Genomic DNA, 25573 nt, shown 5'->3' with positions numbered 1-25573 from the left:
GTTAGGTTACCGTGCCCCGCATGCCGACTGATCTGTTGACCCATCGCGGCGGGCGAGGTGAACCGCTGGTCCTGGTACATGGGTTGATGGGCCGGGGTAGCACGTGGTCGCGGCAGCTGCCCTGGCTGACCCGGCTGGGCAGTGTTTATACCTACGACGCGCCGTGGCATCGGGGCCGTGACGTCGACGATCCGTACCCGATCAGCACCGAACGCTTCGTGGCCGACCTGGGTGATGCGGTTGCCCCGCTGGGCGTGCCGGCGCGGCTGGTCGGGCATTCGATGGGTGCTCTGCATTCGTGGTGTTTGGCCGCGCAACGTCCCGATTTGGTTTCGGCATTGGTGGTCGAGGATATGGCACCGGACTTCGTTGGCCGCACCACCGGTCCGTGGGAGCCGTGGCTGCATGCGCTTCCCGTCGAATTCGCCGCTGCGGAGCAGGTTTTCGCCGAGTTCGGCCCGGTCGCCGGTCGATACTTCCTGGAGGCCTTCGACCGCACCGCGACCGGTTTACGGCTGCATGGAAATACCTCACGGTGGATCGAGATCGCCGCCGAGTGGGGCACCCGCGACTACTGGGCGCAGTGGCGGGCGGTGCGGGCCCCGGCACTGCTGATCGAGGCCGGCGACTCGGTCACACCGCCCGGGCAGATGCGCGAGATGGCTGAAAGAGATCGCCCGACAACGTATCTGAAAGTTCCGGATGCGGGTCATCTGGTGCACGATGAAGCGCCGCTGGTGTATCGCCACGCGGTCGAATCTTTTTTTGCCGACCTCGGTGCCGGCTGAGCCGACGCCCTGCAAGCCTCGACGGAAACTCGGCCGGCGCCCGCCCCGCGACGACTGTCGCCGTTACCCGTCCGGGGCATGGGTACCCGAGCCGCTAACCCGATGGTCAATTAACGAAGCGGTTTACGCGAATCTCAAATGTCTTATAATGAGGGAATGGACGCTGCCGAAAAACGGAGCGCGGCCGCCCAACCTGCTGTCGAAGCTCCCGACCGAACTTGGACCTTCCTGACGAACCATGCCCATGTGCTGCTGTGCGTGTCGACCGGCGAGCCCCTGACAGCTCGCGAGCTGGCGTTGCGAATCGGCATCACCGAGCGTTCGGTGCAGGCGATATTGACCGACCTGACCGAGGAGGGCTACCTCATCAAGTCCAAGGTTGGTCGTCGCAACGTGTACGAGCTCAATCCGCAGGGTCGGCTACGCCACCCACTCGAAGCCAGCCATACCGTGGGTGAGCTCGTTACGGCTTTGTCCTGAACGCCTTGGCGTGACCGGTTGACCGCCGCGCCGGTGCGTCATGCCGACGTCCGGGCAAGGCGTCGGGCACGGTCCTTTCGTCTCGTTTCGGCGCCAGCGAGCTGATGCCGCGCTGCCCGCTTGGGTTGGGGTAGCCCGGCCAGACGGCGCCATGACTGGATCGCCTCGGAGGTGAACTGGGCGTATCGGATCGGCGAGTCAATTCCGGTACCGAGCATGTGGGCGCGCAGGGCGCTGCCGGTGACGGCGTCCAGTGTCGCCTGGCGGCGATCTTCGACGAGCTCGGTCGACTGGTGTGCCGCCTGCAGGGCATAGAACCCGGCGGGATTCGACGCGGGGACGAAGGCATTGGCTTCGCCCATCGCAATGTCGTACGCGGTATGCCAACTGGCGAGCGACGGCATAGTGCCTCGCGCAACGCGCCGGTGCAGTTCGGCGATATCGGCGATCGCCTTGATTGTGGTGATTTTGGCGTATCGGACGAGTCCCCAGGTCGGACTGGTCAACAGCTCGGCCACCCAGGCATGGACGACCCGGCGGGAAACCCCGGCGGTTCCCACCGTCTGCCAGCCCAGGTCGAGGGCGATAATGCTGTTTTCGGGCGTCAGGTAACCGCCCGGACCGGCCAGCAGGTCATTGCACGATTGGACGAACGCGGCCAACGGGCGGGCCGAGCATGCCGGGTAGTCGGTGATCTTCGAGTCGCCGTTGATGTATGAGATGACGTTCATGGCGCAGCCGGCGCCCGTTCCGGGCTGGTGAGGGCCTTTGGCCAACCTCAACGGGTTGGTGATGCGGTCGAGATCCATGTGCCCTTCCTCCGGTGTGCGCCACTCCCCAATGCAAAAGCTATATACCCGAAGTATTTTTCATCAATGGAAATTCATATGAGTTTGCTATGAGTGGGGAAGTGGGAGGCCGGTAAGACGGGCCGTCGCCATCGGCGCTAACGGCCTGGCCACCTCGGCGGTTCCGAACTGATTGGTGTCGATCCCGTCCGGCGCGAAGACCATGCGCGCCAAGCGTGTCGGCGAACGCCGGCGCCACCTGGCGCTCTTTGCCGTGCATGGGGCCCATTCGCGACCACTGCCCCGGCATAGTTGCCCGCCCGCGCGCGGTGCGCCGCAACTTCTACGGCATCACCCGACCGCTGGCGCCGCGGCACGCGAACCCCTCCTCGCCGGGGGTGCTAGCCCGGCCGCGAACTCGCGACGGGCTAGCACCTCACGGGTTAGACGCACTCCAACAGCGCCGAGTCGCCGTCGTCGACGTCGCCGAACGTAGCGCACGCCCGCAGCCCACCGTCGTGGGCATTGCTGGCCAGGCACACGATCGCCGACTGTCCGCTATCCACGGCCTTGGCGATCACCGCTGACTTGTGTAGCAGCGAGACACCGGTGTGCACCACGTGGGCGGCCGACAGCTCGTCGGCACTGTTGATGTTTGCGTCCTGCCGGGCGAGCGACGATATCGCCTGTTCGACGACTGTGCGAGCAGCGCCCTCCGGAATGGTGACGTTGTTCCAGGCCTCGAGCGCGGTCTCCATTGCGGCGCAGTGTTCATGGCCGAGAATGACGATCAGCGGTGTCTTGAGGGTGCCGACCGCGTACTCGACGGTGGCCAGTACGCCGGTGTCGATGACGTGTCCCCAGGTGCTGATGTCGATGAGTGAGCCCCAGCTTTGACCGAGCACCACCTCGCTCGCCGTGTCGGCATCTGCGCAGCGAAAGACCACTGCGACGGGCGAGTGGTCCTTGGCGCCGGCCTTCTGCTTCGACCGCAGGGTGGCGTAGAAACGTTGGTTTCCGGCTTGCAGGCGCTGCCAGGCGATTGACGGGTTGGACATGATGGTTTCCTTTCTTTTGGGGCTTGGTGGGGGCTAGCTGAAGTACTCGGGTCGGCTGACGTAGGTGTCGGTGACGAACATGACCCCGGGCGACCCCTCGAGCAGGCGGCGCAGTCCGGCGATCAATGCCTCGGATTTGGCGTCCGGGACGACGGTGATCAGCAGCTCCAGCGCGGCCTGTTGATTGAAGAGCAGCCGGCCCTGGTGATAGCCGTGATGGCCGAGCCCCGAGACACCGGACAAGCTGGTGAATCCGGTTGCCCCGGCGCTGTGGAACTGCTCCCGGACTGCGGACGCGTGTTCTCCGGCGACGACCACTTCGATCTTGGTCATCTTGGTCAAGCCGTTGGTTGGCATGGCATTACCTCCTGGTCGGTCGGGTAGTGGTCTTCGGCGGTTGCTGTGGTTTCCCAGCGCCGCCAACCGCCGCGGGTCCAGCGCTGCCAGCCGTCGTCGGGGCCTTCCCGGGCGACCAGGCACACCCAGTCGTTGCCGAACAGGTGCTGCAGGACGGGGTTGCGCTCGACGACCATGTCGATGCGCCGCAGCGGCGCTTGCACGACGGTTAGCAGGCGCATGGGTTCATGCCCGAAGGACCGGCCGTCGGTAAGGGACTGTCGAGGCAGGCCCAGCTGAAGGTCGCCGCCGTGTCCGGCGAGCACACCAACGCCGCCGACCACGTTGTGGATGGTCTTGGTTCCGGCTCCGAACATTTCCGGCGCCACCGTGGAGAAGTAGTACTGGCAGTTGATCCACTGAGCGACCACCATCGGTGCGGTGAGGATGGTCTCCAGCGCGCCGCCCCCGGCGTCGACGTCGGCTTCGTAGGAGTGCAGGAAAACCCGTCGCCGCAAGTCGATGCCGCGGGTAAGCGCGCGGGGCGCGACGACGAAGGCCGCGTTTCCGGCCAGGCCCCACTCGGGAAAGACCTGCGCCCAGTCGACGGATCGGTGAGCGACGTGGCGGGCAGCGCGCCCCGGGTCGGGGTCGGCAGGGCCACCGGGAAGCCCGGAGCAGCGCTCGGCGGCCAGCTCGGCGCCGGCGATCCGAAGATCCGCGATGAGCCGGTGCACGTCCGGTAGGTGGCTATCCGGAACCAGGTGCTGGTCCAACACCGTCACAAGGTCGGTAGCGGTGTCGTGCTGCGCCGCGACGAACCAGGTGTCGTCGGGAATCGTGATTCCCAGCTCGCCCAATTCGGCCCGGACGTCGGCGTCGTTGAGGATCGCCGCAGCGGTACGGGCGTTGGGCCCGCCGGCCTGTCCGCCGCAGGCCCCGCAGTCCAGCGCCGCCTGGTACGGGTTGTTCTCGGTGACGCTGCCGTGCCCGCACAGGACGACCAGCCGGGCGAATTCCCCCGTGAGGCCCATGGTGGTGAGCGCGACTTGTGCGTAAAGGGCGCGATGGGCCAGTGCGACGGTGTCGTTGATCGACAGCACGGTAGGAGCCGGGGGTGCCAGCCGATCGCGTAGCCGTCGCCGTAGTTTCCCGCTGCCCATCGGGCTCAGCGTTTTGGCCGCCGCCCACGGACCGGCCGCCCAACCGGCCGCCTCAGCCAACGCGAACGGGGCGATCAACGCCTGCTTGGCGGCATGAAATGCCGCTTCGGCGCCGGCCATGATCGTGCTGCCGTTGCGCTGCCGCTGCGCCGCAGCGGCAGCCGACGGCACCGGGCTTTCGACGACTTCATGTTCGGGGCGGATCAGCACCGGGCACAGGTCGTTGGGCGATCCGCCGAGCAGGCTGGTGAACCGGATGGCGACGGCGAAGAAGCCGGCGAAGCCGAAAGTCTGGTATTCGCCGAGGAATTCGATGTGGCGGCGTAGCCCCTCGGATCGGGTGTCGATGCAGCACACGATCTGGGCAGCGGCGCGCCCATTCCCGGGTGCCGGGGGATTTTCCGCCAAGGCTCGCAGTAGCGCGTCCCGATAGTGCGCCTCGTAGGCCTGCTGCCACACCAGCTGCCGTGCAGTAACCGGCAACGCCGACAAAACCCTTGCGGCAGCGCCCAAGTCGGTGTCGCTTACCTCGTCCAGCCCCCATACGCGGGCCAGCGCGGCGGCCCGTTCGCGGGCTGAGGGTATGCGCGGCCGGGTAGCCGCCACCGGCTCGTCAGGCTCGCTGAACGTGTTGTGGGACAGCAATACTGCTTCGTACGTCAGCCTCATGGCGAGGTAGTCCAGTAGGTCCACACCGGTGGCGCGCTCGGCAGACCAGCGGACGTGGGCAGCCCATCCCGGAAGCCGCGTCAAGTGGGCTTGCAAATAGGTGATCCGGTCGTCGTCGGCGACGCCCAGCTGGCGCAGGGCTTGCAGCGCGGCGTCGTCGGCCCGGGTGGGCACCTTGCGCAGCGAGGCCCGCACCCGTCGGCTCAGCTTGTGGTCGCCGGGGGCCAATGTCCGCCAGGCGCGGTAAAAGCCCAAGTGGTGGTCGGGCATCGGCCAGCCCGCTGCCGGCGATCCGAAGAACGCCGCACACCATTTGGCGGCTTGGGCGTCGACCTGCCCGGCTACCTGTGGTGCCACCTGCTCGCCCCGAGTCATGTTGCGGCGTAACGGCTTCGGAGCCAAGCTGCCGTGCAGCAGGTCGCCGCGCAACAATTGCGAAGGTGTCACCACGCGGGTGCCCATCCGGACGGGCTCGCCGTCCAGCAATGTGGGGTAGCGCAGCCGCAGCGTCGACTCGAGATCGGCGTCGGTGATCCGTCCGCTGCGGTACAGGCCGCGGAACGTCGTCTCGTCCAGCACGCCGGCGCTGCCGTAGAGGTCGCCGGCCCGGCGCACCGCCTGCTCGAAGGGCATCGACTCCAACCCGGCCAGCGGGTTGACCGCGATAAAGGTCTCCAGCGGGTAGTGGGTGGGTATCACACGGGCGGCCAGGTTCACGTCGCTGCGTAACTGCGCGCGCCGGGTTTCGGTCGAGACGTTGTCAGCCACGATGGTCACTGGAGGGCTCCTGTCAGTTGCGTGTTCGGTTGTGGACGGGCTGCCGGAACATCGCCGGCGACAAGCGCTTTCGCGTACAGGGCGCGTTGCAGTCGACCGAACCAGCCGTTGGCCGGGGCCCGGGGCAGCAGGGTCAGTGCCGCAAGGATGACCGCGACTGCGACGATGCCCGCAGGCGAGGCGGACGGTACGGTGACCGCGGGCAGATCGGGAGCCAGTAATCCGGTTACCGCGCCGACCAGCGCGACATATCCGATGGCCGCCACGAGCAGTGCGACGGCTCCGATGAGAGCAGCCCGTGCGCCCGGGCTCCGTGCCAACCAGCCCGTCAACGCCGCCGCGGCCGTCGCCCAGGTGAAGACCAGCAGCACCTGCGCCGAGCCGTGCTCGACGTTCGGCAGGCGCACGATGCTGCTGGCCGCATACAGCGCGGCGGCCGGCAGCAGCAGCGCCGAGGCATGGATCGCCGCCCAGCGGGCCCGGGTCGGCGTCGGCGCCGGTGGCCGAGCGGCCTTTTGGCGCCGCTTGGCTATCGCCGAGCCGGACGACAGGAACAGGGTGGCTTTGTAGAAGCCGTGGCCCACCAGGTGGAATACCGCGGCTGCGGATAGGCCCAGCCCGCAGGTCAAGATCATGAAGCCCATCTGGGCCATCGTCGAATACACCAGCGAGCCCTTGATGTCGGACTTGGTGAGCATCACAACCCCGCCGTAGAGCATGCTGAGTGTCCCGGCGGTGAAGGCCAGGCCCATGGCGATGGCCGATCCGCTGACGATCGGGCTCAACCGCACCAGCAGCACACCGCCGGCGTTGACGACACCGGCGTGCAGCAGTGCCGAGACGGGTGTGGGCGCAGCCAGGGTGGCCGGCAGCCAGCGATGGAAGGGAAGCTGCGCCGAGCGCGACAGAGCCGCCACCACGATCAGACCCGCTGCCGCCCACAAGGCCGGTGACCGGCCCTCGAATGGGTTGGGCCCGAGGTCGAACAGGCTGACGTTGCCCCATTGCATGGTGATCAAGCCGACCGCCGACCACAACGCCAGATCGCCCAGCAGGAACGCTGTCGCCGTCCGCAGCACGCCGTCTCGGGCGGCGGGCAGCTCCCAGTAGGTGGCCTGCAGCAGACACAGCGCGATACCGGCCACGGTCCACGAGACGGCCAGACCGATCAGAGTTCCCGAGGTCATGAGGCCGGCGGAGGCCGTAGTGAGCAGGCCGGTACCGGCGGTGAACCACCCCGATCGCCGGTCGCAGGCGAGGTAGCGCAGCGCGAAAACCTGTACGACCGTGCTTACTCCGTACACCAGCACCAGCAGCAGCGCGCTGAGCCGGTTGGCTCCTAGCTCGGCGATCAGGGTGCCGCCCGCTGACCGCAGGGCGGCCGACAAGGGGCCGTCGACCGCTACGTGCAGCGCGATCAGCAATGCGGAAACCAAGCCCGCGGCGGCGGCTGCGGCACCCAATTGGCCGACGAGGCGTGGATGCCGCGTACCGGCCAGCAGCGCGCTCAGCGATGCGAGCAGGGGCAACGTCAAGGCACCGACGAGAACGGCGTTCACCGGCCATCACCGCCAGTGCCGGCAGCGGTAGGTCTGAGGTTCATGCGAAGCAAACTACGCGATATCTAATACATCTGTCAAAATTCACGAAATAAATCTCATATCTTTTACAAGGCGAGCTCCGCCAGACGCGGCGGGATGAAGCAGCACCGCCCGTACAGCTGCGCCGCCTTACCATTTGGCTGCCGGGAACGTGACGCACCGCGAAAGACCTTGGCCCACGACCGGTTAACCGACGTTTGTCCCAGGCGGGCAAGGTCAATACGGCGCTAACCGAGCTACTCCTCGCCGGCCAGCGCGAACCGCCCGTCGAGGGTCCGGGTCACCAGGCCGTCGGCAAGCAACGAATCGAGCGCGCGGTCGCGCTGCGCAGCATCAGTGAGCCAGGCCACGTCGAGTTCTGCGCGAACCACCGGAGAACGCTTGGCGCGCAATACATCTAGCAACCGCCCGCGGACCTGCCGGTCGGTTCCCGCATACGCCTGCACGCGCCGCGGCGGACCATCCGCGGCGGGATATCCGGCGGTCCGCCATGCGCAGCCGCTCACCGGGCACAAACCGCAGCGCGGGGCCCGGGCCGTGCACACCGTTGCACCCAGCTCCATGAGGGCGACCGAAAAGCGTGGCGCCGAATCATGATTCGGCAGCATCGCCAGGACGTCGGCGTGGTCCCGGGCGGCCGACGGCGCACCCGCATCGGCGTGCCCGTGTACCGCACGAGCCACTACCCGGCGCACGTTGGTGTCCACCACCGGCACCCGCTGGCCGTACGCGAAACACGCCACCGCGCGTGCCGTATAACTACCGACACCCGGCAGCCTCAACAGGGTTTCGACGTCGTCGGGGACCACGTCGCCGTGGTCCCGCGCGATGATGGTGGCGCATTCGTGCAACCGCTTCGCCCGCCTCGGATAGCCCAGCTTCCCCCAGGCCCGCAGCACATCGGCGGCAGTCGCCGTGGCCGTGGCCGACGCGGTGGGCCAACGCCGCACCCAGTCCGGCCATATCGAGAGCACCCGCGACACCGGAGTCTGCTGCAACATGAACTCGCTCAGCAGAATCTGCCAGGGACTGACGTCTGGCCGGCGCCACGGCAGGTCGCGACGCGATCGCTCGTACCAAGCAAAAAGATTGGCGGATGATATGTGCTGCGGAGCGGTCACCGGCCGGTACGGCAGAATGCGTGACATGCCCAACACCAACCCGGTAACCGCGTGGAAAACACTCAAAGAGGGTAACGAGCGATTCGTCGCCGGCAAGCCCGAGCATCCCAGCCAAAGCGTCGAGCATCGCGCCAGCCTCGCCGCTGGGCAGCAGCCGACCGCAGTAATTTTCGGCTGCGCGGACAGCCGGGTGGCCGCGGAGATCATTTTCGACCAGGGCCTCGGCGACATGTTCGTGGTCCGCACGGCCGGGCACGTCATCGACTCGGCGGTGCTGGGCTCCATCGAGTATGCGGTGACCGTGCTGAACGTCCCGCTTGTGGTCGTCCTCGGCCACGACAGCTGTGGCGCGGTGAATGCTGCCCTAACGGCGCTGGACAGCGGCGCTTTGCCGGAGGGCTATGTGCGCGATGTGGTGGAGCGGGTGGCTCCGTCCATTCTGTTGGGCCGGCGCGACGGCCTGAAGCGGGTCGACGAGTTCGAGCAGCGACACATACACGAGACGGTGGCGCAGCTGATGGCGCGTTCGACGGCCATATCGAAGCGGGTGGCCGCGGGCGCGCTGGCGATCGTGGGCGTGACCTACCAGCTTTCCGACGGCCGGGCGGTTTTGCGCGATCGCGTCGGTGACATCGGCGAGGAAGGCTGACATTCGACCGCCGCCAGCACGGCCTCTAACACGGCCCGCGCTCGATAGGGCCCAGCTAACCTAGCGACACGCCGAGGCAGGTCAAACAAGTCGGCGTGACCTGGGCCTACGGTGTGAATGTGCTGGATCTGGAACCGCGTGGCCCGCTACCTACCGAGATCTACTGGCGGCGCAGGGGACTGGCCCTGGGTATCGCGGTCGTGGTGATCGGAATCGCGGTAGCTGCCGTCGTCGCCTTCGTCGGTAATACCGCCGGCGCCAAACCCGTCAGTGCCGAGAAACCAGGCTCCGCGCAAAGCCATCCAGGCTCAAACGCGCCGCAGGCGCCGGAATCGGCCGGGCAAAGCGCCGCCAACGCTCCGGCAGCTCCGCAGGGGCAAAATCCGGAGATGCCGACTCCCACCGCCGCGGTGCAACCGCCGCCGGTGCTGAAAGAGGGGGACGACTGCCCGGATTCCACGCTCGCAGTCAAGGGACTGACCAACGCCCCCCAGTACTACATCGGCGACCAGCCGAAATTCACCATGGTCGTCACCAACATCGGGCTGGTGGCCTGTAAACGCGACGTCGGGGCCGCGGTGCTGGCGGCATACGTCTACTCGCTGGATAACAAGCGGTTGTGGTCCAACCTGGACTGCGCACCCTCCAACGAGACCCTGGTCAAGATGTTCACCCCCGGGGAGCAGGTGACAACTGCGGTGACCTGGACCGGGATGGGGTCGGCGCCGCATTGCCCATTGCCCCGGCCGGCGATCGGTCCCGGCACCTACAACCTCGTCGTCCAGCTGGGCAACCTTCGGTCGCTTCCGGTTCCATTCGTGTTGAACCAGCCACCGCAGCCGCCGGGGCCGCCGCCGGCCCCTGGCCCGGCCGTGGCACCACCGCCGGAGGCGCCGCCCGCTCAAGGCGGTTAATCACCTTACTGGTCGGGTTACTGGTCAGCAATCGTCGACTCGGCCAGCTGCGACAGCCCCTCGCGCACATGACGGGCCCACATCGTGCCGATGCCGTCGACAGATTGCAGATCGCCGGCGCTCGCGGCCAATAGACCCTGCAGCGTTCCGAAGGAACGGACCAGCAGATCGGCATGGGCGAACTGCAGTCGCGGGATGACTGCCATCGCGCGGTAGCCCCGCGGGCTCAGTGCCGAATCCTGTGCCTCCGCCGTCGTGGGATAGCCGAAAACCTTTGCCAGCACGCTGAAATCGAGCAGTTCGGTGTCCGAGAGCGCGTCCAGCTCAGCCAGGGTGGCGTCGATTTGGGCTTTGGTCGGCGGTTCCGGGTTGGCGTGGTAGTCGCGGACAATCAACTCGCGGGCGTTGTCGTTGCCGCCGAGCAGCTCCTCCAGCTGCAGCCGCAGCTGGCGCCCATCGGTGCCGAGTTCGACGGCGTCGTAGTCGATCACCAGGCCGATTCGCCGGACCAGCTCGAGCCGCTGCACCACCGTCATCACGTCGCGCAGCGTGACGAAGTCTTCGATCTCGGCCCGCGAGAGTTGCCGGCTGACCTCATCGAGCCTGGTCTTGTAACGTTCCAGCGTCGCGATCGCCTGGTTGGCTCGGGACAAGATGGTCGCCGAGTCGGTCAGCACGTGACGTTCACCGCCGACATAGACCGTCACGATGTTCATCGAGTGGCTCACCGAGATCACCGGGTAGCCGGTCTGGATCGCGGATCGTTCCGCCGAGCGGTGGCGCGTGCCCGATTCGTCGGTCGGTATCGACGGATCCGGGACCAACTGCACGTTGGCCCGCACTATGCGGCTGCAGTCGGTGGAGAGCACCACGGCACCGTCCATTTTGGACAGCTCGCGCAGCCGGGTGGGGGCATAGCGGACATCGAGGGAGAAGCCGCCGTCGCAGATGGCCTCGACGCTCTCGTCGTAGCCGAGCACGATCAGGGCGCCGGTGCGGCCGCGCAGGATACGTTCCAGGCCGTCCCGTAGCCCGGTGCCGGGTGCCAGGCGGGCGACAGCCTCACGCAGGGTCGGACGTGTCACAGCGTGCATTCTGCTATGAGCGGGGCCACTCAGTGACGAGTGTCCAGACGACACACGTTCGCGGGGACGCTGGTGCGGTGGTCGGCAATGTCGATCATGTGCTCGAGCGCCGCCACGATAGTGGGCGCGTGCAGTGCTCGCAGACCCGCCGGCACCGCCTGGCGACCGGGCGGGATCAATGCGATGTTGAATCCCTGACGAACTGCCTCGGCCAGCCGCCGATCCATGCCGTTGACCGGCCGCAGGTCGCCTGCGAGCCCGACTTCGCCGATCGTCACCGCCGTGGTGGGCAGCGGCAGGCTCGCGTATGCCGAGGCCAGCGCGATCGCAACCGCCAGATCGGACGACGGATCGGTCAATCGCATCCCTCCCACCGTGGACAGATAGATATCGTTGACACCGATGGTCAGCCTGGCGTGTTTCTCCAGCACGGCAGTGATCATCGCCGCGCGGGCGTGGTCGATCCCACTGACGGCCCGTCGCGGCGAACCGCCGGCCGGAGTGGCCAGCAACGCCTGGACTTCCCCGATCAGCGGCCGCTTCCCGTCGAGTGTCACGGTGATGGCGGTACCGGGCACGGGAGCGGACCGCTGATCGAGGAACAGGTTCGACGGGTCGGCGATTCCGTCGATACCGTTGTCGTGCAACAGGAAACACCCAACCTCGTCGGCGGCGCCGAACCGGTTCTTGACGCCCCGAACCATCCGTAACCCGCCATTGCGGTCGCCTTCGAAATGCAGCACCACGTCGACGAGATGCTCCAGCGAGCGCGGTCCGGCGATCGACCCTTCCTTGGTCACGTGACCGACCAGGATCAGCCCGAACCCGTTAGCCTTCGCGGCCGCGGTCAGGGCGGCCGTGACGGCGCGCACCTGGGTGACCCCGCCGGCTACGCCGTCGGCCTCGCTGGTGGACATCGTCTGCACTGAGTCGATGACGACCAGCGCCGCCTGCACGGTCTCGATGTGGCCCAATACCGCGTGCACGTCGGATTCGGCGGCCAGATACACCTGTTCGTCTTGACAGCCGATCCGGTCGGCGCGCAGCCGGATCTGCCCGGCGGACTCTTCGCCGGAGATGTACAGCGCGCGCTGCCCCGACTGCGCCCAGCGGTGCGCGACCTCGAGCAGCAGCGTCGATTTGCCCACACCGGGTTCGCCGGCCAGCAGCGTCACCGACCCCGGCACCACGCCGCCACCCAGCACCCGGTCGAGCTCGTCGATGCCGGTCGGACGGTGCCGGTTCAGGTTGGGCTGCACCGAACTGATCGGAACGGCGCGCGACGCCGGCACCGGCACGCGGCGACCACTGCCGCCGACCCCGTTGCGTAGCGACACCTCTTCGACGGTGCCCCAGTTGCCGCATTCCAGGCACCGCCCCACCCACTTGGCGGTGAGATGACGACAATCCGAGCAGCGGAATTGCGAACGCACGTTGGCCACGCCGTGACCGTATCGGCCGGGTACGACAGCCCCGGCGCAGCAGGCTGCGCTGGGGGTTAGTGCCGGACCGGAGCGGTCGTCTGCTCGTGCGGCTGAGCCAGCGGCGCCGCGATCGGCACCATCACGGTGCCCTGCCCGGCCTTCTCGAAGTTGAAGGTGAAGCTGTACGTCAAGCCGTTCGTGATGGGTTTGGTCAACACGACGCTCGCCCTGGCCGCCTGATTCGACCCCAGCGGGCCCGGCGCGACGAGCTGGCCGTCCGGAGTACCGACAAACAGCATCCCGCCCGCGGGCAGTCGCGCGTCACCGGTCATCGTCACCGTGCCGACATCGCTGCCGATGCTGACCAAACGATCCGCCACATCCGGGGATTGGTTGACGGCCACCAGCACCAGGTCCACCGTCCTGCCGGGTTCCAGAAAATCACCACTGCGCTGCAGGGCTTGGATCCGCACATCGCGCAGCACCACGTTGTTGATGGTCAGCCGGTTGCCATTGACGGCGGGCTCCTGGTTCGCCGTCTGCGAGATCTGGCCGGTTCCGCAAGCGCTCACCAATGCGGCAATCAGTGCGACCAGGCACACCAGGGTGAGGCGGATCTTGAAGCGGTGCACTCAATGCCTCCTGCTGGGTTCGGAGCTTGCCAGGTCGCATGACGGCCTGCTGACTGCGATTCGACTATGCACAGTAGTAGGTTGCTGCCGCCGACGGTAGCGCCGGTGTGGATGGCGGGTGCGATTTCGCGATCTGCGTGGAGACTTCACGAAGATTTCCTGGCGGTGGCATCGCCATTACCTATACCAGCAGGTGAGCGGTGGCTATCGGCTGGCGGAGGCTTGTCATGTCCTTTCTTCTGGTGGCGCCGGAATTGGTGTCCGGCGCGGCGTCGGATTTGGCGGCGGTCGGCTCGGCAGTGAGCACGGCCAATGCGGCGGCGGGGATGACGACGCAGTTTGCGGCCGCGGGCCGGCGATGAGGTGTCGGCGGCCATTGCCGCGTTGTTCAGCACCTATGGGCGGCAGTACCAGGAGTTTTCGGCGCAGATCGCGTCGGCGCAGGTTGTGCGTGCGCTGAATGGCGGCGCAGCCGCATATGTCGCCACCGAATTCGCCAATGCTGAGCAGGCCATGTTGCGCATCGTTAATGCGCCGACGCAATTGCTCGTTGGGCGTTCGTTGATCGGTAATGGCGTCGACGCGAGCGTGCCGGGGCAGGCCGGCGGGGATGCGGGTAGTTGTGGGGCAACGGGGGCCGTGGTGCGGCTGGTGCTGGTGGATCCGGCGGTGTGGGCGCGGCGGGCGGCCAAGGCGGCCAGGAGGCGGGGGCGGCGACGGCGGCTCCGGCGGTGGCGGCGGCGGCGGCGCCGGCGGCAACGGTGGGAAAAATGTCGATCCGGTGTTCGGCAAGGGTGCCGACGGAGCTGACGGCCGGTCCGGTGCCAACGGCTGGCGGCGAGCCGGGGTGGGTCAGCGCGACCTGGTGCTGACGCAGCTGTCGGCCGGTCCGGTGCCAACGGAGTCCGGGGCGCAGACGGTCAGGCGGGTGCCTCCAATTAACCGGAACAGGCGGTGTTTGAACCATCTGCTGGCAGCGTCGACCAACCTTCCGGCACCGGCTGACCATGCTCCGCCGAGTTGGCCAGCGGGGCCCGTCCCACCCGGCTGGAGCCGGCGGCGCTGCTAACGGGTGCGCCATCGGGTACCGCATTACAGAGCGCGGATGCACGTCTTGCATCGCCTGTCAACCCCCAATCTCCAACCGCGGTGCCCCTGACCTGCACCGTTGATCGCCACGCGTCAGTGCGGCGTGTTAGCATGGAGTGACGAAAGGGGCTCAAATCAGATGATCTTCAAGGTCGGTGACACCGTCGTCTATCCACACCACGGTGCAGCGTTAGTCGAGGCGATCGAAACCCGAACCATCAAAGGGGAACAAAAAGAGTATCTCGTCTTGAAGGTGGCACAGGGCGACCTGACCGTTCGTGTGCCGGCTGACAACGCTGAGTACGTTGGAGTCCGCGACGTCGTCGGCCAAGAAGGCCTTGACAAGGTTTTCCAGGTGTTGCGCGCCCCGCACACCGAAGAGCCCACCAACTGGTCACGCCGTTACAAGGCCAACCTCGAGAAGCTGGCTTCCGGCGACGTGAACAAGGTCGCCGAAGTGGTGCGTGACCTGTGGCGTCGGGACCAGGAACGCGGTTTGTCCGCAGGCGAGAAGCGGATGCTGGCCAAGGCTCGGCAGATTCTGGTCGGGGAACTGGCGCTGGCTGAGAGCACCGACGACGCCAAAGCGGAGACCATCCTCGACGAGGTTCTGGCCGCCGCGTCCTGAACACCCCGAGACGCCGGGTGACTGCAGCCAGCGGCGCCGTAGTCGCAATTGTTCCGGCCGCAGGGTCGGGTGAGCGGCTGGCAGTCGGAGTGCCCAAGGCGTTTTATCAACTCGACGGGCAGACCCTGGTCGAGCGCGCCGTCGACGGCCTGCTGGAATCGAAGGTCGTCGACAATGTCGTCGTAGCGGTCCCGCCGGATCGAACCGACGAAGCAAAGCTGATCCTCGGGCATAAGGCCATGATCGTTGCCGGCGGCGCCAACCGTACCGAGACCGTGCGCCTGGCGCTCTCCGCGCTGGAGACCTCCGAGCCGTCGTTTGTGCTGGTGCATGACGCAGCGCGGGCGTTGACGCCACCTTCGTTGGTCGCGCGAGTGGTCAACGCATTGCGGGCCGGCCACCTCGCCGTGGTGCCCGCGCTACCACTCACCGACACCATCAAGGCCGTCGACGCAAATGGGGTGGTCTTGGGCACCCCGGAACGGGCGGGCCTCAGGGCGGTGCAGACCCCGCAGGGGTTCGCCGGCGATCTCCTGCGCCGCGCCTACCAGCACGCGGACACCGCCGACTTCACCGACGACGCATCACTGGTCGAGCACATCGGCGGCCAGGTTCAGGTGGTCGAGGGTGACCCGCTGGCGTTCAAGATCACCAACCGATTCGATCTGTTGTTGGCCCAGGCGGTAGTGCGCGGGTGAACGGACTGCCGCGGGTGGGTTTGGGTGTCGACGTGCACCCGATCGAGCCCGGCCGCCCATGTTGGCTGGTGGGCCTGCTGTTCCCGAGCGCCGACGGCTGCGCTGGCCACTCCGACGGTGACGTTGCGGCGCATGCGTTGTGTGACGCCGTGCTGTCGGCTGCCGGGCTGGGCGACATCGGCGACGTGTTCGGAGTCGACGATCCACGTTGGGCAGGTGTCAGCGGAGCCGCCATGCTGCGTCATGTTGTCGAGCTGATCACGCAGCACGGCTATCGGGTGGGGAATGCCGCCGTGCAGGTGGTCGCCAATCGGCCCAAGATCGGTTGGCGCCGTGTCGAGGCGCAGGCCGTGCTGTCGCGGCTACTCAATGCGCCGGTATCGGTATCAGCAACCACCACCGACGGGCTCGGCCTGACCGGACGGGGCGAGGGTCGGGCCGCCATCGCTACGGCATTGGTGATTTCGCTGCGCGACCCGTTCCGAGCCCAGTAGGGTCGGGCGGCCGATGCGGTTGTAGGCAGTAAGCTGGCACGTCGTGACCGATCGCGCCCGCTTGCGGCTCCATGACACGGCGGCCGGCGCCGTGCGCGATTTTGTACCGCTGCGCGACGGACACGTTTCGATCTACCTGTGCGGCGCCACCGTGCAAGGCCTGCCGCACATCGGGCATGTCCGCAGCGGGGTGGCATTCGACATCCTGCGCCGCTGGCTGATCGCACGCGGTTTCGACGTCGCGTTCATCCGCAACGTGACCGACATCGACGACAAGATCTTGAACAAGGCCGCCGCCGCGGGCCGACCGTGGTGGGAGTGGGCGGCCACCTACGAACGGGCGTTCACCGCCGCCTACGACGCCCTGGATGTCATGCCGCCGTCCGCGGAACCGCGAGCCACCGGGCACATCACCCAGATGATCGAATTGATGGAACGTCTGATTGCAACGGGCCATGCCTATACGGGCAACGGGGACGTCTACTTCGACGTGCTCAGCTACCCGGATTACGGCCAGCTGTCCGGGCACAAGATCGACGACGTCCACCAGGGCGAAGGGGCGGCCGCGGGCAAGCGCGACCAGCGCGACTTCACCCTGTGGAAGGGCGAAAAACCCGGAGAGCCGTCCTGGCCGACGCCCTGGGGCCGGGGCCGTCCCGGCTGGCACCTGGAATGCTCGGCAATGGCCCGTACCTACTTGGGGTCTGAGTTTGACATCCATTGCGGCGGAATGGATTTGATCTTCCCGCATCACGAGAACGAGATCGCGCAGAGCCGGTCCGCCGGCGATGGGTTCGCCCGCTACTGGCTGCACAACGGCTGGGTGACGATGGGCGGGGAAAAGATGAGCAAGTCGTTGGGCAATGTGCTGGCCATACCGGCGATGTTGCAGCGGGTCCGGCCGCCCGAGCTGCGCTACTACCTGGGCAGCGCGCACTACCGGTCAATGCTCGAGTTTTCCGACACCGCCCTCCAGGACGCCGTCAAAGCCTATGTCGGAGTGGAGGATTTCCTGCACCGGGTGCGCAGCCGGGTGGGTGCCGTCCTACCCGGCGAATGGACGCCGCGATTCGCCGAGGCGCTCGACGACGATCTGTCGGTTCCGATCGCGCTGGCCGAAATTCACCACGCCCGCGCGGAAGGAAACCGGGCACTCGACGCCGGTGACCATGAAGGCGCATTGCGAAGCGCCGGTTCGATCCGCACGATGATGGGCATCCTGGGCTGCGACCCGCTCGACGAACGCTGGGAATCGCGTGACGAGACAACGGCTGCCCTGGCGGCTGTCGACGTGCTGGTACACGCCGAGCTGGAAAACCGCGAGAAGGCGCGCGAGCAGCGTAACTGGGCACTTGCCGACCAGATTCGGGATCGCCTCAAGAACGCCGGCATCGAGGTCACCGACACCGCCGACGGGCCACAGTGGACGCTGGGCGGTGACGGCAAGTAAATGGCCGGCAACTCGCAACGCCGGGGGGCGGTACGCAAATCCGGCACCAAGAAAGGCGCCCCTGTCGGGTCGGGCGGGCAGCGCCGCCGGGGGCTGGAGGGCCGCGGTCCCACCCCGCCGGCGCACCTGCGTCCCAACCATCCCGCCGCCAAGCGGGCCAAGGCGCAGTCGCGCCGCCCGGCACGGCGCCGCATTGACGAAACCGAGACGGTGCTGGGCCGTAACCCCGTGCTGGAATGCCTGCGGGCCGGTGTTCCGGCTACCGCCCTCTACGTCGCGCTCGGCGCCGAAGCTGACGAGCGGGTGACCGAATCCGTTGCCCGGGCAGCCGATTTGGGGATCTCGATCCTCGAGGTACCGCGTGCCGATCTGGACCGGATGACGGCCAACCACCTGCATCAGGGCATCGCGTTGCAGGTGCCGCCGTATGACTACGCCCACCCTGACGATCTTCTCGCGGCAGCCATGGACACCCCGCCGGCGCTATTGGTGGCGCTGGACAACATCTCCGACCCACGCAACCTCGGCGCGATCGTGCGCTCGGTGGCTGCCTTCGGTGGCCACGGTGTGCTGATTCCGCAACGCAGATCGGCGTCGGTGACCGCGGTCGCATGGCGTACCAGCGCGGGCGCGGCCGCCCGTATTCCGGTGGCTAGGGCGACCAATCTCACCAGGACACTGAAGGATTGGGCCGACCGCGGGCTACGGGTGATCGGGCTGGATTCCGCCGGTGAGACCGCAGTCGACGACCTGGATGGTAGTGACCCGTTGGTGGTGGTCGTCGGCTCCGAGGGCAAAGGGCTGTCGCGGCTGGTGCGGCAGAACTGTGACGAGGTGGTGTCCATCCCGATGGCCGGGCATGCGGAGTCGCTGAATGCCTCGGTGGCCGCCGGCGTGGTGCTCGCCGAAATCGCCCGCCAGCGCCGGCCTTAACACTTACTGCAACACGGCGAGCAGACATAGAATCGCCCAAATCCCCATGGAATACTGCGATTTTGCGTCTGCTCGCCAATAGGCGCCGGCGTGAGGGGCTCCGGCCGCAGGCCCGGCAATCATCTCGCCGATCTGGGAAACCGACGGATCGAGGCCTAACAGCTCGGCGATCAGCGTCGCGGTTTCCGCATCGCTCAGCGGTGCCAGCGCAATGGTCTGCGCGCCGGCGAGATGGGCCAGGGCTCCGTGACATTCGGGTCGGTTGGGTGATCAGCACCAGCGAGGGAGTCTGGTGGGGTCACGGCAAGGAAGTCGGCGAGCATGGATTCGCTGACCTCGTCGATCCAGTGCGCATCCTCCACGACGAACACCGCCGGTTGGCTGCGGGCCAGCTGGGCGGTGTTGATCAGCGCGGTCAACCGCCGTCGTCGCGCATCGGGGTCGATCCTGGGCAACTCCGCCTCTGAATCGGCGACGCCCAGCAAGTCGTCAAGCAGCAGCAGGTCCTGCGGATCGGCGTCCGGAAAGCGTGTCCGCACCTGTGTCCGCGCGGTTTGATCGTCCAGACCGTTGGCCTGTCCGACGGAACGCAACCGGCGCGCCACCACAATGGAACGGCACGTCGGTGGCATGCGACTCACAGAAGGCCGAAACACCTCGACACCAAGCTGTTTCGCAAGCTGTACGGCTTCCGCGATCAGCCGGGTCTTGCCGATGCCGGGAGGACCGACCACCGTGACCACAGACCCGCGGCCGGCCATGGATCGATCGAACATCGCGGCCAGCGTGGCCAATTCCCAGTCGCGGCCCACCAACGTCGAATGCGAGACACCGGTCCGCTGAACGGCCACGCTCAGCAGCCGCCGCGCCGGCACCGCGTCGGCGGCACCCTTGATGCGCGCCAATTGCGGGTCTCCAAGCACCGCGGCGCCCTCGACCAACCGCGCGGTGGAATCGCTGAGCATCACGCCGCCGGGCGGGGCGACCGACTCCATCCGCTGAGCCATCCCCACCTGCTCACCGATGGCGGTGTAACCCAAAGCAGCAGCACCGATTTCGCCGGCAATCAGTTGACCGGAGTTCAGTCCCACCCGCAGCAGCAGGTCGACACCGTCGCGGCGGTGCACCTCCGCCGCCAACCGGATGATCTCCTCCTGGATGCCCAACGCCGCCAGACATGCTCGCAGCGCGTGGTCCTCCAGTGCCACGGGAGCGCCGAACACCGCCATGATGCCGTCACCGGTGAACTTGTCCACCGTGCCCTTTCGGCTGCGGCAACTCGTGAGATGATCGAAAACACGCTGGGCGGTCCGGTCGACGCGCGTAGCGCGGCTCGGTTCCGAGAGCTGACTGGCGGAAACACCTTGTTCCTTCGGCAGCTGCTGACCGATCAGATGGTGGCCGGGCAAATGCGGGAATTGGCCGGGGTGTGGATGTGGGAGGGCGACGTCGCGGTCTCGGCGAGCCTGTCCGACACCGTGACGCGCCAGCTGGGTGAGCTCACTCCGCGGCTTTCGAGGGTGGTCGACACGTTGTCGCAGTGCGAACCGCTGGCCGTTGATGTGCTGTGCGACTTGGTGTCCCGGCGTGACCTGGCCGCCGCCGAGCAAATGGGCCTGGTGAGCGTCGAACGCACCGACGCCGGGCTGATGGCGAGGTTGGCCCACCCGCTGTTCGGGGAGCTGCGCCGCGCCAGCGCCGGCGAGATGTAGCGACGCGCCGGCCAATGCGGCCCACGCCGGCGCCACCCCCGCCGCCTCGGCGATCACGAACCCGGCCAGGGTCAGCGCTACGACCACCAACACGAACACCGGCGGTCGCGGCGGCGGCCCGAGTTGCTCGGGGTCCGGCGCAACGCGCAGGTCCCGGGCGAAGAACCACCGGAACATCGCGTAGACCGCCGCCACCGCGGCCAGCCACGGCAGCCCCATCACCAGCGTGAACTTGATGAACGAGATCCCGGCGACGTGGTAGGCGAGCAGATTGGTCAGGTTCGACACCGGAAGCAGCAGCGACGCGGCATTGGCCAGGTGCGCGGTGGCGTAGGCGTAAGGCCGCACCGGCGGTCTCAGCCGCCGCACGACGGCCAGCACCACCGGTGTCAGCAACACCACGGTGGCATCCAGGCTGAGCACCGCGGTGATGACTGCGGCAATGACGAACACGTGCCGCAGCAGCCCGGCCGACCCGGTGCTCGTTCGCGCCATCGCCGCACCGGCGGCCTCGAACAGGCCCTCGTCGTCGCACAGCTTGGCCAGCACCAGTACGGCACCCAGGAATGCGACCACCCGTGCCAGCCCGGCAACCTGGGCGGCAGCCTGCTGTAGCGAAATTGCGCCGATCCCGATCAGGATGACGGCCACCGGGACCGCCGCCAGCGGCTCGGGCCAACCGCGCGGACGGGCGACCGCGAAACCCAGGACCACAGCAAGCAGCAGCAGCGCAACGACGAGGGTCAAGGCGTAGGGCTCTTCAAACCCACGGGTCCTCGCGCCGCCACACCGTCGGCAGCTGTAACGAGATGCCGTCCGCGGCGGCCAACTCGTCGAGGATGCGCATCGACACGTCCAAGTCGTCGGCCGCATACGGTATGGCGCGCAACGGTTTTGACAGAGGACGGAAGAAGTCGTCCCAGTGGACCAGGATCACCCGGCGGGCGCCGACCGCCCGCACCACCTCGGTCCAGTAGTCGACCAGATAGAACCGCGGTTGCAGGCCCAACTGGCCGACACCGAGGTAGACGACCTCGGCCCGGTACCCGTCCAGTGCGCCCTTGACGAAACCGGCGCTGCCCTGGATCAACAGCCGACGACCCGACGGACGGTGGCGCACCAGCGTCGACCATGCTTCACCGCAGCGGTAGGCCGACGCCCGCACCGGCGGCACCACCGGTGCGCCGATCACCCCGGGAAACCGGTCCGGCGGGCAGTGGTGCGACTCCACCAGCGTGACGTCGTAGGCGCCCAACTCGATCGGCTGCCCGGGGACCGCCACCACCAGCCGGTCCTCGGCCAGCCCGTAGCCGCGCCCGACATGGGCCGCCGACTCGCCCCCGACCAGCTGCGCACCGGTGCGGTCGGCCACCAACGCGGAGTCCATCGCGTGGTCGATGTGGGTGTGCACCGGGATGACGGCCGCAAGGCGCGACACCTTGGCGCGGGCCAGGCAGCCGTCCACCCGCGCCGGCGACGGCGCCACTTTGGCCGCGGCCACCTGCGCCAGCCGGGGCCGGGAGAAGTAGCCGTCGGTCATCAACGCGGACGCGCCGTCGTCGAGCAGCAGCGTGCTGACGCCCATCCAGAGCACCGACAACGGCGAATCCGGTTGTGCCGCGGGCACACTGAACCGGCTGGAATAGCGGGCCAGGTCGGGACGACCGAGTTTCAGCCGCATCAGCAGAACGCCTTGATCTCGGCGCCGGAGGCCGCCAACAGCTCTCGCACCGCGGTCGCAATCTGCACCGCGCCCGGCGAATCTCCGTGCACACAAAGCGATTCCACCGTGATGGGCACGGGTGTGCCGTCGACCGCGGTGACTGCGCCGGTGGCCACCATGGCGACCGCGCGCTCGGCGATCGCCGTGGGGTCGGCCAGCACCGCACCGGGTTCACGGCGGGACAGCAGTTGCCCGTCGGGCCGGTAGGCGCGATCGGCGAACGCCTCGGCCACCGTGCGCAGGCCGAGGCGGCCGGCCTCTTCGAAAAACGCCGAACCCGTCATGCCCAGCACCGGCAGCGCCGGGTCGACCATCCGCACCGCCGCCGCCACGGCAGCTGCCTGCTCGCGGTGGGTGACGATCGTGTTGTACAGGGCGCCATGGGGTTTGACGTAGGACACCGTTGAGCCGCCGGCCTGGGCAATGGCCTGCAGCGCGCCGATCTGATACACGACTTCGGCAAGCAGGTCCTCGGGGTCGACGTCGATGAAGCGCCTGCCGAACCCGGACAGGTCGTGGTAGCCGACCTGGGCTCCGATCCGCACGCCGCGCTCGGCGGCCGACCGGCAGACCCGCAGCAGTCCGGCCGGGTCTCCGGCGTGGAAGCCGCACGCCACGTTGGCGCTGGTGACGATCTCGAGCATGGCGTCGTCGTCACCCAGCTGCCAGGCGCCGAATCCTTCACCAAGGTCGGCATTGAGGTCGATGGAAGCCACCTGCCCAGCTTATTGCGGGATGCCGGCGACCGAGCGAGGCCCGGTCAGTGTCGAGCGGCCTTTGCCGCGATCTGCTCGGCGATGTGGACTGCCGCCGAACGTTTTGACTGTAGGCGCACGTCGCCACGTCGATGGAGACGTTGTTGCGGACGGTCAGGGCACGCTGGCAGGCCCAGCCGTCGCCGCCTTCCTGCCGTTGCGAGGCGCTGAGCGTGTCGTTTTCGGTGACGACGTCGGTGACCGTCCACACGGTGGTGGGCTCACCCGGAGCGACGTCGTCGAACCGGCGGTGCGAGCAGTTTTTGCAGCTCTGCACCGACGTGGTGTAGAACGCGGCGGCGTCGTGAGCGGTGGGGAAAGCGACGACCGCCTGAATGGCGTAGTGCTGGCGATTCTTCGAATCGTCGGCGCTGTCGTCGAGCCGCTGGCCGCGCACCGCGGTCCAGCCGCTACCGGCGTACACGGTGTCCTGCGCCGGGCCGTCCACCGCGAGGCAATTCTTGTCGGCGACGTTCTGGCTCCAATCCCACATCGCCTTGGCCCGGTACCACACCTTCATCGACATCGCATCCAGCTCGGTGTTGACCTGGCTCACCTCGAGCAGCAGCTCGTCAAGGGCGCTCACCGATATCGGAGTCTGGATCGGTCCCGACGTGTCGGCCGCCACGGCGTTGCCGTCGACGATGCTGGCGCAACCCGCGAAGAACATGCACGCACCGGCCAGCGCGGCCATCTGCTGGCGCACTGTCTTCTCTCCCTCGCGAACCTTGCGACGCCTGAACCCGGCTGCGCCGGCGCCGTGCCGACCGCCACGGGACCAGGTGCGACCAGCATAAAGGCCGGGACGTCGAGGCCGCGTGAGCCCTCGGCGAAACGGCCACGTAGCCGCGCCGACGGAGCCGCGGTAGCCTCACCGAACGTGGGCCCCACACCTCGCCGGCGGGCGACTCTGGCGTCACTGGCTGCTGAGCTCAAGGTGTCGCGCACCACCATTTCGAATGCGTTCAACCGGCCGGACCAGCTTTCCACCGAACTGCGGGAGCGGGTGCTGGCCACGGCCAAGCGGATGGGTTACGCCGGACCCGATCCGGTGGCGCGATCGCTGCGGACTCGCAAAGCGGGCGCCGTCGGCCTGGTGATGGCCGAGCCGTTGACCTACTTCTTCAGCGACCCGGCGGCGCGGGATTTCGTGGCTGGGGTCGCGCAGTCGTGCGAGGAGCCGGGTCAGGGCCTGCTATTGGTAGCCGTCGGCGCCAGCCGCAGCCTGGAGGACGGCATGACCGCCGTGCTCAACGCCGGGGTGGACGGCTTCGTCGTGTATTCGGTGTGCGACGACGATCCCTACCTGCAGGTGGTTCTGCAGCGGCGGTTGCCGGTTGTGGTGGTCGACCAGCCGAAAGACCTGCCGGGAGTGTCCCGGGTCGGCATCGACGATCGCGCTGCGATGCGCAAGGTCGCCGACTACGTCCTCGGGTTGGGGCATCGCGACATCGGGCTGCTGACCATGCGGCTGGGCCATGACCGGCGCCTAGGCCTGGTCGACGCGGAGCGGCTGAAGTCGCCGGCTTTCGACGTGCAGCGTGAGCGCATCGTCGGCGTCTGGGATGCGATGACGGCCGCCGGGGTCGACCCGGCTTCGCTGACCGTGGTGGAAAGCTACGAGCACCTGCCGACGTCGGGCGGTGCTGCCGCCAAGGTGGCGCTGACGGCCAACCCGCGGATCACCGCACTGATGTGCACCGCGGACATATTGGCGCTCTCGGCCATGGATTATCTTCGCGGACACGGCATTTACGTGCCGGGTCAGATGACCGTCACCGGGTTCGACGGAGTACCGGAGGCGATCAGCCGCGGGCTCACCACGGTGTCCCAGCCGAGTCTGCAGAAGGGCCGACGGGCCGGTGAACTGCTGCATCAGCCACCGCGGTCCGGTCTGCCCGTCGTCGAACTGCTCGCCACCGAGCTGATCCGGGGCCGTACCTGCGGGCCGCCCACTTAGGCTTAGGCGCTCTCCTGACCACCGAGCAACAGACGCACGGCGAGGTCCAGCCGCTTGCTGACGTCGGTGGCCGACGCGCGACGGGTCAGCCACGCAAGCAGATTCGACAACCACACATCCGAGATCACCCGGGCGATGTGGTACTGATCCTCGGTTGGTTCACCGTCGGCCATGGCGCGGGCGAACATGCTGTCGATGAGCTTCTCCACGTGGTCGACCTCGCTGGCCGCCGAAGCGTCGGCGAAGACGTAGGCACGCGTCATCGCCTCGGTGAGCAACGGATTGCGCTGCATCGCGCGATTGAGCTTGCCGACCATGAAGCTCAGCCGCTGATATGGAGTGCCGCCGGCCAGCGCGGAGCGGTCGGTCTTGGCGTCGATGCGGCTGAATTCCCGGCCCAGCGCCGACACCAGCAGATGCACCTTCGACGGGAAGTACCGGTACAGCGTGCCGACCGCGACATCGGCCCGATCGGCGACCGCGCGCATCTGCACCGCCTCGTATCCGCCCTTCGACGCGATGGCCATGGTGGCATCCAGGATGCGCTTGCGACGCTCTCGCTGTGCCTCCGAACCCAACTCGGACTCAGCCAATACCGCCACGTTCATGACCTCGCGCGGTTGAGTGTCAGAAACGCGGCCCGGAC

The 25573-nt window shown here is 67.6% G+C and carries 25 protein-coding genes and 2 pseudogenes; 12 read left to right on the top strand and 15 right to left on the bottom strand.

Annotation, left to right across the window (positions count from 1 at the left end):
* Window positions 1-11 precede the first annotated feature (11 nt).
* Both EET03_RS24925 and EET03_RS24920 read left to right on the top strand, forming a co-directional pair.
* A complete protein-coding gene (locus tag EET03_RS24925; protein ID WP_099193800.1) occupies window positions 12-788 on the top strand; it encodes an alpha/beta fold hydrolase in 777 nt (258 codons plus the stop codon).
* A gap of 156 nt (window positions 789-944) precedes the next feature.
* Window positions 945-1268, top strand: coding sequence for a helix-turn-helix transcriptional regulator (locus EET03_RS24920; RefSeq protein WP_063468853.1), 324 nt, complete (start codon window positions 945-947; stop codon window positions 1266-1268).
* Window positions 1269-1306: 38 nt separating this feature from the next.
* Here the strand turns inward: EET03_RS24920 and EET03_RS24915 are convergent, their stop codons facing one another.
* From EET03_RS24915 to EET03_RS24890, 6 genes are all read right to left on the bottom strand, one after another.
* On the bottom strand, window positions 1307-2077 hold the full coding sequence (locus tag EET03_RS24915) for a hypothetical protein (protein ID WP_075541695.1): 771 nt from the start codon (window positions 2075-2077) through the stop codon (window positions 1307-1309).
* Between the two features lie 422 nt (window positions 2078-2499).
* Window positions 2500-3114 (bottom strand): carbonic anhydrase, encoded by a 615-nt coding sequence (locus EET03_RS24910; protein WP_075541696.1) that lies wholly within the window; start codon window positions 3112-3114, stop codon window positions 2500-2502.
* Window positions 3115-3147: 33 nt separating this feature from the next.
* Entirely contained in the window at window positions 3148-3471 is a 324-nt protein-coding gene (locus tag EET03_RS24905; protein WP_075541697.1) for a P-II family nitrogen regulator, read from the bottom strand.
* On the bottom strand, window positions 3453-6059 hold the full coding sequence (locus EET03_RS24900; RefSeq protein WP_075541698.1) for a DUF2309 domain-containing protein: 2607 nt from the start codon (window positions 6057-6059) through the stop codon (window positions 3453-3455). Before EET03_RS24900 ends, EET03_RS24905 begins: the two co-directional genes overlap by 19 nt.
* Window positions 6056-7618, bottom strand: coding sequence for a proton-conducting transporter transmembrane domain-containing protein (locus EET03_RS24895; protein WP_075541699.1), 1563 nt, complete (start codon window positions 7616-7618; stop codon window positions 6056-6058). Before EET03_RS24895 ends, EET03_RS24900 begins: the two co-directional genes overlap by 4 nt.
* A 278-nt stretch (window positions 7619-7896) precedes the next feature.
* Entirely contained in the window at window positions 7897-8808 is a 912-nt protein-coding gene (locus EET03_RS24890) for an HhH-GPD family protein (RefSeq protein WP_075541700.1), read from the bottom strand.
* Here EET03_RS24890 and EET03_RS24885 point away from each other — a divergent pair.
* Together EET03_RS24885 and EET03_RS24880 are read left to right on the top strand one after the other, a co-directional pair.
* The gene (locus tag EET03_RS24885; RefSeq protein ID WP_075541701.1) at window positions 8807-9430 is read left to right on the top strand and encodes a carbonic anhydrase; all 624 of its coding nucleotides are present in this window, start codon (window positions 8807-8809) and stop codon (window positions 9428-9430) included. The genes EET03_RS24890 and EET03_RS24885 overlap by 2 nt on opposite strands.
* 119 nt (window positions 9431-9549) lie before the next feature.
* Window positions 9550-10344 carry a hypothetical protein gene (locus tag EET03_RS24880; protein WP_099194274.1) on the top strand — a complete coding sequence of 265 codons (795 nt, stop codon included), beginning with the start codon at window positions 9550-9552 and terminating at the stop codon, window positions 10342-10344.
* 17 nt (window positions 10345-10361) lie between these two features.
* Here the strand turns inward: EET03_RS24880 and disA are convergent, their stop codons facing one another.
* From disA to EET03_RS24865, 3 genes are read right to left on the bottom strand one after another with little or no spacing between them, the layout of a single operon-like run.
* Complete coding sequence (gene disA, locus EET03_RS24875) at window positions 10362-11438, bottom strand: DNA integrity scanning diadenylate cyclase DisA (RefSeq protein ID WP_099193798.1); 1077 nt, start codon at window positions 11436-11438, stop codon at window positions 10362-10364.
* Window positions 11439-11458: 20 nt separating this feature from the next.
* On the bottom strand, window positions 11459-12871 hold the full coding sequence (gene radA / locus EET03_RS24870; RefSeq protein WP_075541703.1) for a DNA repair protein RadA: 1413 nt from the start codon (window positions 12869-12871) through the stop codon (window positions 11459-11461).
* 56 nt (window positions 12872-12927) lie between these two features.
* A complete protein-coding gene (locus tag EET03_RS24865) occupies window positions 12928-13485 on the bottom strand; it encodes a copper chaperone PCu(A)C domain-containing protein (protein ID WP_075541704.1) in 558 nt (185 codons plus the stop codon).
* Window positions 13486-13712: 227 nt separating this feature from the next.
* Here EET03_RS24865 and EET03_RS32805 point away from each other — a divergent pair, with 227 nt between their 5' ends.
* The 7 genes from EET03_RS32805 (at window position 13713) to rlmB (ending at window position 18777) form a co-directional block, all read left to right on the top strand.
* Window positions 13713-13847: a PE domain-containing protein gene (locus EET03_RS32805; RefSeq protein WP_122508839.1), complete on the top strand. Its 135-nt coding sequence runs from the start codon at window positions 13713-13715 to the stop codon at window positions 13845-13847.
* Window positions 13825-14295: a PE family protein gene (locus tag EET03_RS32800; RefSeq protein WP_341868771.1), complete on the top strand. Its 471-nt coding sequence runs from the start codon at window positions 13825-13827 to the stop codon at window positions 14293-14295. Before EET03_RS32805 ends, EET03_RS32800 begins: the two co-directional genes overlap by 23 nt.
* 418 nt (window positions 14296-14713) lie before the next feature.
* Window positions 14714-15202, top strand: a complete 489-nt coding sequence (gene carD / locus EET03_RS24850) for an RNA polymerase-binding transcription factor CarD (RefSeq protein ID WP_007166539.1) — start codon at window positions 14714-14716, stop codon at window positions 15200-15202.
* Between the two features lie 17 nt (window positions 15203-15219).
* Window positions 15220-15900 (top strand): 2-C-methyl-D-erythritol 4-phosphate cytidylyltransferase, encoded by a 681-nt coding sequence (gene ispD / locus EET03_RS24845; RefSeq protein ID WP_099193797.1) that lies wholly within the window; start codon window positions 15220-15222, stop codon window positions 15898-15900.
* Window positions 15897-16394: a 2-C-methyl-D-erythritol 2,4-cyclodiphosphate synthase gene (gene ispF / locus EET03_RS24840; RefSeq protein WP_063471552.1), complete on the top strand. Its 498-nt coding sequence runs from the start codon at window positions 15897-15899 to the stop codon at window positions 16392-16394. Before ispD ends, ispF begins: the two co-directional genes overlap by 4 nt.
* Window positions 16395-16437: 43 nt before the next feature.
* A complete protein-coding gene (cysS, locus tag EET03_RS24835; protein WP_099193796.1) occupies window positions 16438-17844 on the top strand; it encodes a cysteine--tRNA ligase in 1407 nt (468 codons plus the stop codon).
* Window positions 17845-18777, top strand: coding sequence for a 23S rRNA (guanosine(2251)-2'-O)-methyltransferase RlmB (rlmB, locus tag EET03_RS24830; RefSeq protein WP_075541708.1), 933 nt, complete (start codon window positions 17845-17847; stop codon window positions 18775-18777).
* Window positions 18778-18971: 194 nt separating this feature from the next.
* Here rlmB and EET03_RS24825 read toward each other — a convergent pair whose 3' ends face one another.
* The 5 genes and pseudogenes from EET03_RS24825 to EET03_RS24805 all read right to left on the bottom strand — a co-directional run bounded on the left by EET03_RS24825 (window position 18972) and on the right by EET03_RS24805 (window position 23661).
* Window positions 18972-20033 carry an adenylate/guanylate cyclase domain-containing protein gene (locus tag EET03_RS24825; protein WP_244232521.1) on the bottom strand — a complete coding sequence of 354 codons (1062 nt, stop codon included), beginning with the start codon at window positions 20031-20033 and terminating at the stop codon, window positions 18972-18974.
* Window positions 20034-20486: 453 nt separating this feature from the next.
* Window positions 20487-21236, bottom strand: a pseudogene (locus EET03_RS24820) (SLC13 family permease); the annotation flags it as partial.
* A 13-nt stretch (window positions 21237-21249) separates the two neighbouring features.
* A complete protein-coding gene (locus EET03_RS24815; RefSeq protein ID WP_075541709.1) occupies window positions 21250-22170 on the bottom strand; it encodes an MBL fold metallo-hydrolase in 921 nt (306 codons plus the stop codon).
* Window positions 22170-22928: a LamB/YcsF family protein gene (locus EET03_RS24810; protein ID WP_075541710.1), complete on the bottom strand. Its 759-nt coding sequence runs from the start codon at window positions 22926-22928 to the stop codon at window positions 22170-22172. Before EET03_RS24810 ends, EET03_RS24815 begins: the two co-directional genes overlap by 1 nt.
* Before the next feature lie 44 nt (window positions 22929-22972).
* Window positions 22973-23661 (bottom strand): annotated as a pseudogene (locus EET03_RS24805) (sensor domain-containing protein).
* 186 nt (window positions 23662-23847) lie between these two features.
* Between EET03_RS24805 and EET03_RS24800 the strand changes: the two are divergent.
* Entirely contained in the window at window positions 23848-24927 is a 1080-nt protein-coding gene (locus EET03_RS24800; RefSeq protein ID WP_075541711.1) for an Rv3575c family transcriptional regulator, read from the top strand.
* 2 nt (window positions 24928-24929) lie between these two features.
* Here EET03_RS24800 and kstR read toward each other — a convergent pair whose 3' ends face one another.
* Window positions 24930-25529, bottom strand: a complete 600-nt coding sequence (kstR, locus tag EET03_RS24795; protein ID WP_167470699.1) for a cholesterol catabolism transcriptional regulator KstR — start codon at window positions 25527-25529, stop codon at window positions 24930-24932.
* Window positions 25530-25573 lie beyond the last annotated feature (44 nt).

Origin of the sequence: Mycobacterium innocens (assembly GCF_900566055.1) — a bacterium.
Lineage (GTDB): Bacteria > Actinomycetota > Actinomycetes > Mycobacteriales > Mycobacteriaceae > Mycobacterium > Mycobacterium innocens.
The sequence above is the reverse complement of the archived record's forward strand: the minus strand, read 5'-3'. Positions and strand labels throughout refer to the sequence as shown.